We start from the raw sequence: 13,965 nt of genomic DNA on the forward strand, positions 1-13,965 counted from the left end.
GTGATGCTGACGCTGGGTTATGAAGTGTCCGGTTCGGACAACGCCGACAACGCTGCCACCCGTCGCCTGGCCGGCCTGGGCGCGCGCATCATGCGCGGCCATTCCGCTGCCAACGTGCTGGGCACCGATTGCGTGGTGGTCTCCAGCGCGATCCGCGAAGACAACCCGGAGCTGATGGAAGCGCGCAGCCAGCGCATTCCGATCATGCCGCGCGCGGCGATGCTGGCCGAACTGATGCGCTTCCGCCGCGGCATCGCCGTGGCCGGTACCCATGGCAAGACCACCACCACCAGCCTGACCGCTGCGGTGCTGAGCGAGGGTGGGCTGGACCCGACCTTCGTGATCGGTGGCCAGCTGCTGGCGGCGGGTGCCAACGCCAAGCTCGGCGGTGGCCAGTGGCTGGTGGCCGAGGCCGACGAAAGCGACGGCAGCTTCCTGCGCCTGAATCCGTTGATGTCGATCATCACCAACATCGATTCCGATCATCTGGAGAACTACGGCAACGACTTCGCCCGCGTGCAGGCGGCGTTCGCCGAGTTCCTGCAGCGCCTGCCGTTCTACGGCCTTGCGGTGCTGTGCATCGACGACCCGGAAGTGGCCGCACTGGCCGCCAAGACCCCGCGCCACGTGATGAGCTACGGCATGAGCCCGCAGGCCGACGTGCGCGCCGAGAACGTGGTGCAGGAAGGTTCGCGCATGCGCTTCACCCTGCGCCTGCCGCAGGGCACCAGCCAGGAAGTGGTGCTGGCGCTGCCGGGCAAGCACAACGTGCTCAATGCGCTGGCCGCTGCGGCGGTGGGTTGGCAGCTGGGGGTGTCTCCGGACACGATCGCGCGTGCGCTGGCCAGCTTTGCTGGCGTCGGTCGCCGCTTCAACGATCTGGGCGAAGTGACCACCGCCACTGGTGCAAAGGTCCGCATCATCGACGACTACGGTCACCATCCGAGCGAGCTGGAAGCCGTGTTCGCCGCTGCACGCGGCGGCTGGGCCGACAAGCGCCTGGTGGTGGCCTTCCAGCCGCACCGCTACAGCCGTACCCGCGATCAGTTCGACAAGTTCGCAGCGGYGCTGTCGAGCGTCGATGCGCTGGTGCTGAGCGAGGTCTATCCGGCCGGTGAAGAGCCGATCGCCGGTGCCGATTCGCATGCGCTGGCCCGCGCCATCCGTGCGCGTGGCCGCAGTGAGCCGGTGGTGGTCGGCAAGGCGTCCGAACTCGCCACCGTGCTGCCGGACGTGCTGCAGGACGGTGATCTGCTGCTGATGATGGGGGCCGGCGACATCGGCGCCGTTGCCAGCCACATTGCAGTGGAAGGCTTCAAGGCGGAGGGCGAGGCGTGAGCACGCTGACCTTCCCGCCGCTGCGCAGCACCGATCCGGCCGTGTTCGGCCGCGTCGCCGTGCTGCTCGGTGGCAGCTCCAGCGAACGCGAAGTGTCGCTGGATTCGGGCCGCAACGTACTCGAAGCGCTGCAGTCGCGCGGCGTCGACGCCGTCGCCATCGATGGCATTCCGGCGCTGGCCAAGGCGCTGGCGGCCGGCGGCATCGATCGCGTGTTCAACATCCTGCACGGCCACAATGGTGGTGGTGAGGACGGCATCGTGCAGGGCCTGATGGAGGCCTTCGGCGTGCCGTACACCGGCTCCAACGTACTGGGCTCGGCGTTGAGCATGGACAAGATCCGCACCAAGCAGGTGTGGCTGTCACTGGGCCTGCCGACCCCGCAGTACCGCGAAGTACACGGAGGTACGAGTGCCGCGGGAGGCAGGATGCCGGGAGCGGCCGAAAAGAATGTCCACACGCTGGCGGCCGAGCTCGGCCTGCCGGTGGTGGTCAAGCCGGCCAACGAAGGTTCCAGCGTGGGCATCAGCCGGGTCACCGACGACGCCGGCCTGGACGAAGCCGTGGCCCTGGCCGCGCGTTACGAYGGCCAGCTGCTGATGGAACAGATGGTGGTCGGTGACGAACTGACCGTCGCCATCCTGGGCGATGTCGCGCTGCCGTCGATCCGCATCGTGCCCAAGGGCCAGTGGTATGACTACAACGCCAAGTACATCGCCGAAGACACCCAGTACCTGTGCCCGGGCCTGGACGGTGATGACGAAGACGAGATCCGCCGCATCGCGCTGGCTGCCTTCCGCGCGGCCGGTTGCCGTGGCTGGGGTCGCGTCGACGTGATGCGTGACCGCGTCAGCGGCCGCTTCTTCCTGCTGGAAGTGAACACCGCGCCGGGCATGACCAGCCATTCGCTGGTGCCCAAGGCGGCCGGGCAGGCCGGCATCAGCTTCGAGGAGCTGGTGTGGCGCGTGCTGGAACAGACCCTGGAGGCATCGCACGCATGAACGCGGTGCTGCGTATCTTTGTCTGGCTGTTGGCACTGTCGGTGGTTGCACTGCCGGTGGTGGCCGTGGTCAATGGCTGGGTCGGCGCCGAGCGCTGGCCGCTGGCGAAGCTGCGCGTGCACGGTGAGTTCAAGCGGGTGCCGCCGGAGCAGTTGCAGCAGGTGCTGCTGCCGTATGCACATGCCGGTTTCTTCGCGGTGAAGCTGCAGGACGCGCAGGACGCACTGGAAAAGCTGCCGTGGGTGGAAAGCGCGCAGGTGCGCAAGCAGTGGCCGGACGTGCTGGAAGTGACGCTGGTCGAGCACAAGCCGTTCGCGCGCTGGGGCGAAGATCGCCTGCTGTCCGAGCAGGGCAAGCTGTTCCCCACGCCGAAGAAGCTGGCCGACCTGCAGCTGCCCGAGCTGGATGGCCCGGATAGCCAGACCGAAGAAGTGGTCAAGCTCTACAACGATTCGCGCGCGCTGTTCGCGCCGGCTGGCGTCGACGTACGCCGGCTGACCATGGACGCCCGCGGCAGCTGGTCGCTGTTGCTGAGCAACGGCACTGAAGTGGTGGTCGGCCGCGACGACGCGCGTTCGCGCCTGCAGCGCTTCGTGCGCGTGCTGCCGCAGCTGGCCAACCAGGCTGCGCCGATCGAGCGCGCCGACCTCCGATATACCAATGGTTTCACGCTGAGCTGGGGCACTCCGGCCGCCCCGGCCAATGCACCGGGCACCCCGGCAAGAAGGACGCAGGAAAGAACATGAATCGCAAGGGTGACAAATCGCTGATCGTCGGCCTGGATATCGGCACCTCCAAGGTGGTGGCGCTGGTGGGCGAGTATTCGCCGGGCAACCCGATCGAAGTGATCGGCATCGGCTCGCACGAGTCGCGCGGCCTCAAGCGCGGCGTGGTGGTGGATATCGAATCGACCGTGCAATCGATCCAGCGCGCGGTCGAAGAAGCCGAGCTGATGGCCGGCTGCGAGATCCGCTCGGTGTATGCCTCCATCTCCGGCAACCACGTGCAGTGCAAGAACTCGCCCGGCATCGTGCCGATCCGCGACGGCGAAGTGACCTGGGGCGACCTGGATCGCGTGCTCGATGCGGCCAAGGCGGTGGCGATTCCGGCCGACCAGAAGATCCTGCATGCGATCCCGCGCGAGTACGTGCTGGACGACTCGCAGGAAGGTATCCGCAATCCCGTCGGCATGACCGGCGTGCGCCTGGAGGTGCATGCGCACCTGGTGGTGTGCGCGCAGTCGGCCGCCGCCAACATCAGCAAGTGCGTGCAGCGCTGCGGCCTGCAGGTGGACGACCTGGTGCTGTCCTCGCTGGCTTCCAGCGTGGCGGTGCTGACCGCCGACGAGCGCGAGCTGGGCGTGGTGCTGGTCGACATGGGCGCCGGCACCACCGACATCGCGGTGTTCGTGCAGGGTGCGATCTGCCACACCGCCTCGCTGCCGATCGCCGGCGACCACGTGACCAACGACATCGCGCACATGCTGCGCACGCCGACCCCGGAAGCGGAGCAGATCAAGGTGCGCTACGCGTGTGCCCTGGCCCAGCTGGCCACCGCCGAGGAGAGCATCCAGGTGCCGTCGGTCGGTGATCGTCCGCCGCGCCGCATGCCGCGCCACGCGCTGGCGCAGGCAGTGCAGGGCCGCTACGAAGAGATCTTCGAAATGGTGCAGGCCGAACTGCGCCGCTCCGGCTTCGAGGAACTGGTGCGCGCCGGCATGGTGCTGACCGGTGGTGCCTCGAAGATGGAAGGCGTGGTCGAACTGGCCGAGGAAATGCTGCAGATGCCGGTACGCGTGGGCATCCCGCAGCACGTCACCGGGCTGGGCGAAGTGGTGGGCAACCCGGTGCATGCCACCGGCGTGGGCCTGCTGCTGATGGGCAGCCAGATCGAACATCCGCGCCGGCCGTCTCTGCCGACTGGCCGCGCCGGAAGCATGTTCAAGAAGTTGAAGACCTGGTTCCGCGGCGAATTCTGACGCGGAACCTGCACTACCCGGGCTCGCCCGGCAGCAACACCGGCAACACGACGCAACACCGGCAACACATAACCCACACAGCCGCAACGACGGCATGCAGCACGAAGGCAGGACGCCCGAACGCCCATGCAATCGAAAGCGGATACAACGAGGACACGGACATGGCGCATTTTGAACTGATCGAAAAGATGGCACCCAATGCGGTGATCAAGGTGGTTGGCGTGGGTGGCGGCGGCGGCAATGCCGTGGCACACATGGTCAACTCGGCAGTGGATGGCGTGGAATTCATCACCGCCAACACCGACTCGCAGGCCATCAAGAATTGTGGTGCCAAGCTGCAGCTGCAGCTGGGTACCAATGTCACCAAGGGCCTGGGCGCAGGCGCGAATCCGGAAGTCGGCCGCCAGGCCGCGCTGGAAGACCGTGAGCGCATCATGGACGCGCTGCAGGGTGCGGACATGGTGTTCATCACCGCGGGCATGGGCGGTGGCACCGGTACCGGCGCTGCGCCGGTGGTGGCACAGCTGGCCAAGGAAATGGGCATCCTGACCGTGGCCGTGGTCACCAAGCCGTTCCCGTTCGAAGGCCGTCGCCGCATGCAGGTCGCGCTGAAGGGCATCGAAGAGCTGAGCCAGCACTGCGACTCGCTGATCACCATCCCCAACGAGAAGCTGATCACCGTGCTGGGTCGCAACGCGACCATGATCCAGGCCTTCCGTGCCGCCAACGACGTGCTGCAGGGCGCCGTGCAGGGCATCGCCGACCTGATCGTGCGTCCGGGCCTGATCAACGTCGACTTCGCCGACGTGCGCACCGTCATGTCCGAAATGGGCCTGGCGATGATGGGCACCGGTACCGCCCGCGGCGATGATCGCGCGCAGGCCGCAGCCGAGTCGGCCATCCAGAACCCGCTGCTGGACGATGTGAACCTGGCCGGTGCCAACGGCATCCTGGTCAACATCACCGCCGGTGCCGACTTCACCATGGCCGAGTTCGACGAGATCGGCCGCACCATCGACGGCTTCGCTTCGGAAGACGCGACCGTGGTGGTGGGTACCGTGCTCGATCCGGACATGCAGGACGAAGTGCGCGTGACCGTGGTTGCCACGGGTCTGAACCGCGTCTCGGCCAGCAAGACCCAGCGTCCGGGCGAGCGTGCACCGATCAAGCTGGTCCGCAACGCCACCACCGGCCAGCCGGAGTTCGGCGAGTTCGACAACGGCGGCGATGCGGTGTCCAAGGCTGTCGGCGGCATGGGCCTGGGCCTGCGTCGGGCCAGCAGCGACAGCGTTGCAGCTTCCACCCCGTCGGCTCCGGCCTCCTCGGCCCCGGCCGCGGCGGAACTGCCGAACGATTACCTGGACATCCCGGCGTTCCTGCGCCGCCAGGCGGACTGATCGACGCTGCCCGGGGCTTGTCCCCCCCGGGTTGCGCCACCATGTCCTGAAAACGCGGGCGCCGGGCCAGGATGGGCCCGGCCGCCCTGCTTCACGCGCGTCCTACCGGCGCGCCGGTGTGTCCTGCCGGCGTTTCAGCCGGGGTAGGGGACCCTGCGTGTTAATCTAATGTGTCACTTCCGGCCGTCCCCCCATGATCCAGCAACGCACCCTCAAGAACACGATCCGCGCCACCGGCGTAGGCCTGCACAGCGGCGACAAGGTCTACATGACCCTGCGCCCGGCGCCGGTCAACCATGGCATCGTGTTCCGGCGCGTGGACTTGGACCCGGTGGTGGAAGTGCCTGCGAAGGCTGAGCTGGTCACCGAAGTGACGCTGTGCACCGGCTTGACCTGCAACGACGCCAAGATCCAGACCGTCGAACACCTGATGTCGGCCCTGGCCGGCCTGGGTGTGGACAACATCATCGTCGAACTGTCCTCGGCCGAGCTGCCGATCATGGACGGTTCGTCCGGCCCGTTCGTGTTTCTGCTGCAGTCGGCAGGCATCGTGGAACAGGACGCGCCCAAGCGCTTCATCCGCGTACTGAAGACCGTGGAAGTGACCGAGGGCGACAAGATGGCCCGCTTCACGCCCTACGAGGGTTACAAGCTGGGCTTCACCATCCAGTTCGACCACCCGATGATCCCGGCCAAGCAGTCGCGCCAGGAAATCGAGTTCTCGACGATGGCCTACACCAAGGAAATTTCCCGTGCGCGCACCTTCGGGTTCATGCGCGACCTGGAATACATGCGCGAGCGCAACCTCGGCCTGGGTGGTTCGATGGACAACGCCATCGTGCTCGATGAGTTCCGCGTGCTCAACGAAGACGGCCTGCGCTACGCGGACGAATTCGTGCGCCACAAGATCCTCGACGCGATCGGCGACCTTTATCTGGCCGGCGGCCAGGTGTTGGGTGCCTACGAGGGCTTCAAGTCCGGTCACGCGCTCAACAACAAGCTGGTACGGGCATTGATGGCCGATGCTACCGCTTGGGAATGGGTCACTTACGACTCGCCGGCGGTTGCGGACCCCGTGGTGTATGCCACGCCGGCCTATGCTTGATTCCACAGGCTATTGATTTGAAAGACAAAAACGCCGCCTTCCAGGGCGGCGTTTGCGTTTCCGACCTTAGTTAAGGCGCTGGCGCAGTGGGTGACGCGACGGCCGGGCCGAGGTCACGGTTTTGTGAACCTGTTGGATCCGAAGCCTGAATTTAACGTTGTTTTAACAACAATCTAACGACTGGCCCACCGGGGCCAGCTAGGATGCGACCCGGCCCCCGAAATGTTTCACGCTGCGGTGACACGCGCGACGGGGAGTGGAGCAGGACGCTCCGCTGCTTTCAGGTTTCCCGCTTCGGTTTCGAAGGAAGGTCCTGCAGAGCTGCCAAGGCGTCGCGTAGCCCTTTGTGCGTGGCGGCTGAAACTGCGTGGGGTCCATTCCGGTTGTCGAGCGCTGGGGAGCGCGTGGGAGTGGGAGACGCAGTCTTGACGGTCACCTTGGTGGCCTTCAGCCCGATGGACCGGGCCGCGTCGAGCAACTGGGCTTCGGCAAGCCGCAACTTGGCATGCCAGACCGGGGACTCGACGAGAAAAACGAGGTGTTCCCCGTCCACATTGGCCAGCCGGCAACGGCTGCGCAGAGGTGGCGGCAACTGGGGGCGCAACTGACGGTCCAGCGCGTCGAGCCATAGGGCACGCCGCAGCGGGTTCCCGCTTTTGTCCGCCATCACTGCATCCAGGGCCGGTTTCGGTCTGGATGCGGGACGAACGCTGGATTTCGGCTCAGACATGAAAACTCACTGATGGCATTTAAAAAGATCGTAATCAAAACGCGTGAAGGACAGGCCAAATCGGCGCTCACGCGTTTGCGGTTCTATTTCGAGGACCGCCCCCGAGCCCTGCTGGGCAGCGTGCTCGGCGCAGGTTGCATTATCGGCCTTGCCGGCGGCATTGGCGCCAGTGCGCTCAATGATTCGCGCCTGCAGGCCAAGGTCGACCGCCAGGAGGCCGAGCTGGCCAAGGTCCAGCGCGATGCGCAGACCCAGGTCAACGCGCTGGCCGCCCGCCTCGGCGAGCTGCAGGCGCAGGCCACCCGCTTGAACGCCCTGGGTGAGCGACTGACCCAGATGGGCAAGCTGGAAGACGGCGAATTCGACTTCAACGAGACCCCCGGCCTCGGTGACGGCGATGCCGGCGGCCCGACCGCCGACATCCCGGTGAAGGACGTCAACGCCGACTTACAGGTGCTGGAGCAGCGCTTCGCTGCTTCAGGCCGCCAGTTGTCGGTGATGGAATCGCTGATGTTCGACCACCAGCTGCAGCAGAACGCCGTGCCCTCGCGCATGCCGATCCGCAACAGCTACGTCACGTCCGGCTTCGGTACCCGCGCCGACCCGTTCGGTCGCGGTGCCGCCACCCACAAGGGCATGGACTTCCACGCCCGCGTGGGTGACCCGGTGATGTCGGTGGCCGACGGCGTGGTCAGCTTCTCCGGGGTCAAGGGCGGCTACGGCAACGTGGTCGATGTCGACCACGGCAATGGTTACGTCACCCGCTACGCGCACAATTCGCGCCTGGTGGTGAAGGTCGGCGACCTCGTCCGTGCCGGCCAGGAAGTGGCCAAGGCCGGTTCCACCGGTCGTTCGACCGGCGCCCACGTGCACTTCGAGGTGTGGGAGAACGGCAACGTGGTCAACCCGCGCAAGTTCCTCGGCGATGGCGGCAATACCCCGGTCGGGCGCATCACCCGCGGCTGATTCCGCTTTGGGGTGCCGGCCGGCGGCCGGCACTACCGCCCCCGGAGTACGGGGGCAGCGCCGTAGGCGCGGGGGTGTGGAGACCAGGTAAGCGGGGCCCGCGGTTCGCGCAGCGAAGCGTGGGAGCGCCAGCGCGCATGCGCTGACGCGTACCCGGCCAGCGGCCGGCACTACCGGAATGTTCGGATGCCAATGCCGCCACAGGGTTGAAACCCCAGCGGCCCATCCCAAGCTACAATGGGTGTTGCCATCGACAGGGCGCCAAGCGCCCTGATTCGTTTGCGGCGGACGGATCCTTCCCGGAGCCGTGCGGCATTTCCATCCAACCCGGTTCCCTCAATGATCAACAGCCTGCTTACCCGCGTATTTGGCAGTCGTAATGAACGACAGCTGCGCCAGCTCAACCGCATCGTCGCCAAGATCAATGCGCTGGAGCCGGAGATCGAGAAGCTTTCCGACGAGCAGCTGCAGGCCAAGACGCCGGAATTCAAGCAGCGCATCGCCGGTGGTGAAGCCCTGGACAAGGTGTTGCCGGAAGCGTTCGCGGTCTGCCGCGAGGCCGGTCGCCGCGTGCTGGGCATGCGCCACTACGACGTGCAGCTGATCGGCGGCATGGTGCTTCACCTGGGCAAGATCGCAGAAATGCGCACCGGTGAAGGCAAGACCCTGGTGGCGACCCTGCCGGTGTACCTCAACGCGCTGGAAGGCAAGGGCGTGCACGTGGTCACCGTGAACGACTACCTGGCCCGCCGCGATGCCGCGCAGATGGGCAAGCTGTACAACTGGCTGGGCCTGAGCGTGGGCGTGGTCTACCCGGGCATGCCGCACAGCGACAAGCGTGAAGCCTACGGTTCGGACATCACCTACGGCACCAACAACGAATTCGGTTTCGACTACCTGCGCGACAACATGGCGCTGTCCAAGGCTGACCGCTACCAGCGCGGCCTGCACTACGCCATCGTCGACGAAGTCGACTCGATCCTGATCGACGAAGCGCGTACCCCGCTGATCATCTCCGGCCCGGCCGACGATTCCCCGGAGCTGTACATCCGCGTCAACCGCATCGTGCCGAACCTGGTCAAGCAGGAAGCGGAAGACGGCGAAGGCGACTTCTGGGTCGACGAGAAGGGCAAGCAGGTGCACCTGTCCGAAGCGGGCATGGAGCACGCCGAACAGCTGCTGGTGGAAGCGGGCATCCTCGATGCCGAGACCGAAGGCCTGTACGCGGCGCAGAACCTGACCGTGGTCCACCACCTCAACGCCGCCCTGCGCGCGCACGCCATCTACCAGCGTGATGTGGACTACATCGTGCGCGATGGCGAAGTGGTCATCGTCGACGAATTCACCGGCCGTACCCTGGCCGGCCGCCGCTGGTCCGATGGCCTGCACCAGGCGGTGGAAGCGAAGGAAGGCGTGCCGGTCCAGCGCGAGAACCAGACGCTGGCCAGCATCACCTTCCAGAACCTGTTCCGCATGTACAAGAAGCTGTCCGGCATGACCGGTACGGCCGATACCGAAGCGTTCGAGTTCCAGAGCATCTATGGCCTGGAAGTGGTGGTGATCCCGACCAACCGCCCGACCATCCGCAAGGACAGCCCGGACCAGGTGTTCCTCAACCGCAAGGGCAAGTTCAATGCGGTGCTGGCCGACATCGAAGAGTGCGCCAAGCGTGGGCAGCCGGTGCTGGTGGGTACCACCTCGATCGAAACCTCGGAAATGCTGTCCGAGCACCTGCGCAAGGCGGGTGTGAAGCACGAAGTGCTCAACGCCAAGCAGCACGACCGCGAAGCGACCATCGTTGCCAACGCCGGTCGTCCGGCCGCCGTGACCATCGCCACCAACATGGCCGGTCGTGGTACCGACATCGTGCTGGGTGGTTCGCTGGAAGCGGAAATCCACGAGCTGGGCGAAGGCGCGACCGACGAACAGAAGGCCGCGATCAAGGCCGAGTGGCAGAAGCGCCATGACGCGGTCAAGGCGGCCGGCGGCCTGCACATCGTCGGCACCGAACGCCACGAATCGCGTCGTATCGACAACCAGCTGCGTGGCCGTTCGGGCCGCCAGGGTGATCCGGGTTCGTCCCGTTTCTACCTGTCGCTGGAAGACAACCTGATGCGCATCTTCGCCTCCGACTGGGTGCAGAAGGCCATGCGCATGATGGGCATGAAGGAAGACGACGTCATCGAGGACCGCCTTGTCAGCCGCCAGATTGAAAAGGCACAGCGCAAGGTCGAGGCCCACAACTTCGACATCCGAAAGAACCTGCTGGATTTTGACGACGTCAACAACGACCAGCGCAAGGTGATCTACGCCCAGCGCGACGAACTGCTGGACGCCGAGTCGGTGAAGGACAACGTCGAAGGCATCCGCGACGACGTGATCTTCGACATCGTCGCCCGCTTCGTGCCGCCGAACTCGGTGGACGAGCAGTGGGACCTGCGTGGCCTGGAAGCCACCCTGCAGTCGGACTTCGGCGTGGACATGTCGCTGACCGATCTGGTCAAGTCGCACGAGGAACTGGACGCCGAAGGCATCACCGCCAAGGTGCAGGAACGCATCAACCAGCACTTCGCCGAGAAGGAAGCGGGTGTGGGCGAAGAGACCATGCGCGCACTGGAGAAGCACGTGATGCTGACCGTGCTCGACCAGAGCTGGAAGGAACACCTGGCGCGCATGGATTATCTGCGCCAGGGCATCTACCTGCGCGGTTATGCGCAGAAGCAGCCGAAGCAGGAATACAAGAAGGAAGCCTTCGAGCTGTTCTCGGACATGCTGGAGAACGTCAAGCGCGAAGTGGTGACCCTGCTGGCCCGCGTGCGCATCCGCAGCGACGAGGAAGTGCAGGCACTGGAAGCAGCCGAGCGCCAGCAGGTGGAGGCCCGCCTGAGCCAGTCGCAGTTCCAGCACCAGGACGCTGGCGGCTACGGTGCCGACGAAGAGGCGGCGCAGGTGGAGGCCGCCCAGCAGGGCGTGGCGCAGCTGCAGCGTGACGAGCCCAAGATCGGTCGCAACGATCCGTGCCCGTGCGGCAGCGGCAAGAAGTACAAGCACTGCCACGGCCAGCTGAGCTGACCCCCCGGAGAGCCCCGCGAAAGCGGGGCTTTCCTGTTCTGGGCCTTGAAGCGTTCGGCGATTGCGCCGGTGCCCCGGTTTTCGGCATGCTCCCCCCATGCCTTCCCCGAAACGATCGATCCACGTCGTTGCCGCCGTCATCACTGACGCCCGCGGTCGTATCCTGCTCAACCGCCGCACCGAAAGCCGCGACATGGCCGGCCTCTGGGAATTCCCGGGCGGCAAGCGCGAGCCCGGTGAGACCTCCGAACAGGCGCTGGTGCGCGAGCTGCACGAGGAGCTGGGCATCGAGGCCGAGGTGGGCGAGTGGATCATGGACGTGCCGCAGCGCTACCCGGACAAGGACCTGACCCTGGAAGTGCGCCACGTGCGCAGCTGGAAGGGCGCCCCGCGTGGACGCGAGGGCCAGGCCATCACCTGGGTGACGCCGGACAAGCTGGTCCGTTATTCAATGCCGCCGGCTGACCTGCCGGTGGTGGCCGCACTGCGCCAGCCGGACTGCTACCTGATCACCCCTGCGCCGGACATCGATGAGGGCGGCCTGCAGCGTTGGCACGGCCAGCTGCAGCAGGCGGTGGCTTCGGGGCAGCAACGCATCCAGCTGCGCTTGCCCGCCGAGCATCCGCAGCGTCAGGGCGTGATCGAGCAGGCCGTACGCGCACATCGGCGCGGTGTGCAGTGGCTGCTCAACCGCGATATCGAACTGGCGCGTACCCTGGGGGTTGGAGTGCACCTGGGCAGCGAGCAGCTGCAGTCGCTGCAGGAACGCCCGCTGCCGGCCGGGCAGCTGGTGGCGGCCTCCTGCCATGACCTTGAACAGCTGCTGGCCGCACAGCGGCTGGGCTGCGACTTCGCCGTGCTGGGGCCGGTGCAGGCCACTGCGAGCCATCCCGATGCAATGCCGTTGGGGTGGGAGGCCTTCGCCGCGCTACGCGCGCAGGTCTCGCTGCCGATCTATGCGCTCGGCGGCATGACACCGCAGCATGTGGCCGAGGCACGCCGGCATGGCGGGCAGGGTATCGCCGCCATCCGCGGACTATGGCCGGTGTAGCGCGATACACGGGGTCGCAAGCAAGTAGATCCACGCCATGCGTGGATGAGCAGACCCACGTCACGCAGCGACCAGTAGATCCACGCCATGCGTGGATGGCGGTTCAGCAGACCCCGCTCACAACGTAATCCAGAAACACCCATATTGCCGCCGCAGCCCAAGCACCGTCGCCGCTCGCGTCGCGCTGCCCGGCAGGGTCTGCTCCAACCGCAACCCGACCGGGCGCCTTGCAGTCGGTGCAGGTGCCGTATCCGATTCCAATTCCTGCGCGCCAGGGCCCGCGCCCTCGTCGACATCCTGCCGCGGATACACCGGCACCACGTCCACCAGCGGTCGTCGAACCACCGATTCCAGCTGGCCAAGGATGCGCTGCGCGCCGGCATCGGACACCGCGCCCCACAGGTACAGCGAAGAGAGCCGGTTCACATCACCGATGCTGACCGCCGTGTGCAGCGCCTGCACCAGTTCGCTCAGCCGACGTGGGCAGCTGCTGCCGAGGCCGTCGCGTTGCAGGGTATTGCCGGAAGGCGTTGGTGGCGGCCGCCGGGACTGCGCACCCAGGCTGTCGCAGGGGCGGTCGGTATAGACACTTTGTCCCTGCGGATCGGTGCATCGGTTCAAGCGCGTGGACTGCGCCTGCGCAACGGCGCAGACGCCGAGCAGCAACAGAACCAGCAGCAGGGACAGGACGAGCTTCATCGACGCAGCGTAGCGCCGATTGCGATAACACAGCGTACTTTTCAGCCCTGCAGCAGCTTCAGTACCGAGACCGTCGGCTTGGCCAGGTTCAAGGTATAGAAGTGCAGGCCCGGTGCGCCTCCTTCGACCAGGCGCTGGCACAGCTTGGCCACCACTTCGGCGCCGAAGGCGCGCACCGATTCGGCGTCGTCACCGTAGGCCTGCATCTTGCGGCTGATCCAGCGCGGAATTTCCGCACCGCACTGTTCGGAGAAGCGGCGCAGCTGGCTGAAGTTGGAGATCGGCATGATGCCCGGGGTGATCGGCACCTGCACGCCGAGCCGCTGCACTTCGTCGACGAAGTGGAAGTAGGCATCGGGATTGAAGAAGTACTGGGTGATGGCCGCATCGGCACCGGCGTCGATCTTGGCCTTGAAGTGCTTCAGGTCGAGCAGTGCGTCCTGCGCCTGCGGATGCGTTTCCGGATACGCGCCCACTTCGATGCGGAAGGCATCGCCGTGTTCGGCGCGGATGAAGGCGATCAGTTCGGAGGCGTAGCGCATGTCGCCGGGGAAGCCCATGCCCGACGGCAGGTCGCCGCGCAGCGCGACCAGGCGCCGGCAGCCGATGGCACGGTACAGCTTGAGCA

11 protein-coding genes and 1 pseudogene are annotated in these 13,965 nt (G+C 66.2%); 9 read left to right on the top strand and 3 right to left on the bottom strand.

All coding sequences use genetic code 11. The annotated features are described in order from the left end of the window. From murC to lpxC, 6 genes and pseudogenes are all read left to right on the top strand, one after another. On the top strand, positions 1-1,338 hold a 1,338-nt coding region (murC, locus tag AB4Y84_RS02710), incomplete at its 5' end, for a UDP-N-acetylmuramate--L-alanine ligase (RefSeq protein ID WP_442249739.1). Then, on the top strand, positions 1,335-2,339 hold the full coding sequence (locus tag AB4Y84_RS02715; protein WP_442244654.1) for a D-alanine--D-alanine ligase: 1,005 nt from the start codon (positions 1,335-1,337) through the stop codon (positions 2,337-2,339). The genes murC and AB4Y84_RS02715, both read left to right, overlap by 4 nt. Beyond that, a pseudogene (locus tag AB4Y84_RS02720) lies at positions 2,336-3,013 on the top strand (cell division protein FtsQ/DivIB); the annotation flags it as partial. The gene AB4Y84_RS02715 and the pseudogene AB4Y84_RS02720, both read left to right, overlap by 4 nt. A gap of 68 nt (positions 3,014-3,081) precedes the next feature. Next, positions 3,082-4,317 (top strand): cell division protein FtsA, encoded by a 1,236-nt coding sequence (ftsA, locus tag AB4Y84_RS02725; protein WP_025876580.1) that lies wholly within the window; start codon positions 3,082-3,084, stop codon positions 4,315-4,317. Between the two features lie 161 nt (positions 4,318-4,478). Then, entirely contained in the window at positions 4,479-5,714 is a 1,236-nt protein-coding gene (gene ftsZ, locus AB4Y84_RS02730; protein ID WP_025876577.1) for a cell division protein FtsZ, read from the top strand. Positions 5,715-5,907: 193 nt separating this feature from the next. Then, on the top strand, positions 5,908-6,819 hold the full coding sequence (gene lpxC / locus AB4Y84_RS02735) for a UDP-3-O-acyl-N-acetylglucosamine deacetylase (protein ID WP_223494239.1): 912 nt from the start codon (positions 5,908-5,910) through the stop codon (positions 6,817-6,819). Positions 6,820-7,099: 280 nt separating this feature from the next. Here lpxC and AB4Y84_RS02740 read toward each other — a convergent pair whose 3' ends face one another. Further along, complete coding sequence (locus tag AB4Y84_RS02740; protein ID WP_025876573.1) at positions 7,100-7,549, bottom strand: DUF721 domain-containing protein; 450 nt, start codon at positions 7,547-7,549, stop codon at positions 7,100-7,102. A 12-nt stretch (positions 7,550-7,561) separates the two neighbouring features. Here AB4Y84_RS02740 and AB4Y84_RS02745 point away from each other — a divergent pair, with 12 nt between their 5' ends. The 3 genes from AB4Y84_RS02745 (at position 7,562) to AB4Y84_RS02755 (ending at position 12,638) form a co-directional block, all read left to right on the top strand. After that, the gene (locus tag AB4Y84_RS02745; protein WP_108267187.1) at positions 7,562-8,515 is read left to right on the top strand and encodes a M23 family metallopeptidase; all 954 of its coding nucleotides are present in this window, start codon (positions 7,562-7,564) and stop codon (positions 8,513-8,515) included. Between the two features lie 339 nt (positions 8,516-8,854). Beyond that, positions 8,855-11,587, top strand: a complete 2,733-nt coding sequence (secA, locus tag AB4Y84_RS02750; RefSeq protein ID WP_442244653.1) for a preprotein translocase subunit SecA — start codon at positions 8,855-8,857, stop codon at positions 11,585-11,587. A 97-nt stretch (positions 11,588-11,684) separates the two neighbouring features. Then, positions 11,685-12,638: a Nudix family hydrolase gene (locus AB4Y84_RS02755; RefSeq protein ID WP_442244652.1), complete on the top strand. Its 954-nt coding sequence runs from the start codon at positions 11,685-11,687 to the stop codon at positions 12,636-12,638. Positions 12,639-12,755: 117 nt separating this feature from the next. On the opposite strand, the gene AB4Y84_RS02760 is transcribed toward AB4Y84_RS02755, so the two are convergent. Both AB4Y84_RS02760 and AB4Y84_RS02765 read right to left on the bottom strand, forming a co-directional pair. Then, positions 12,756-13,337, bottom strand: a complete 582-nt coding sequence (locus AB4Y84_RS02760; protein WP_442244651.1) for a DUF4124 domain-containing protein — start codon at positions 13,335-13,337, stop codon at positions 12,756-12,758. Positions 13,338-13,378: 41 nt separating this feature from the next. Next, the coding region (locus tag AB4Y84_RS02765; RefSeq protein ID WP_442249740.1) for a methylenetetrahydrofolate reductase at positions 13,379-13,965 on the bottom strand (587 nt) is incomplete at its 5' end.

It is taken from the genome of Stenotrophomonas sp. 2YAF22 (assembly GCF_052114665.1).
GTDB lineage: Bacteria > Pseudomonadota > Gammaproteobacteria > Xanthomonadales > Xanthomonadaceae > Stenotrophomonas > Stenotrophomonas indicatrix.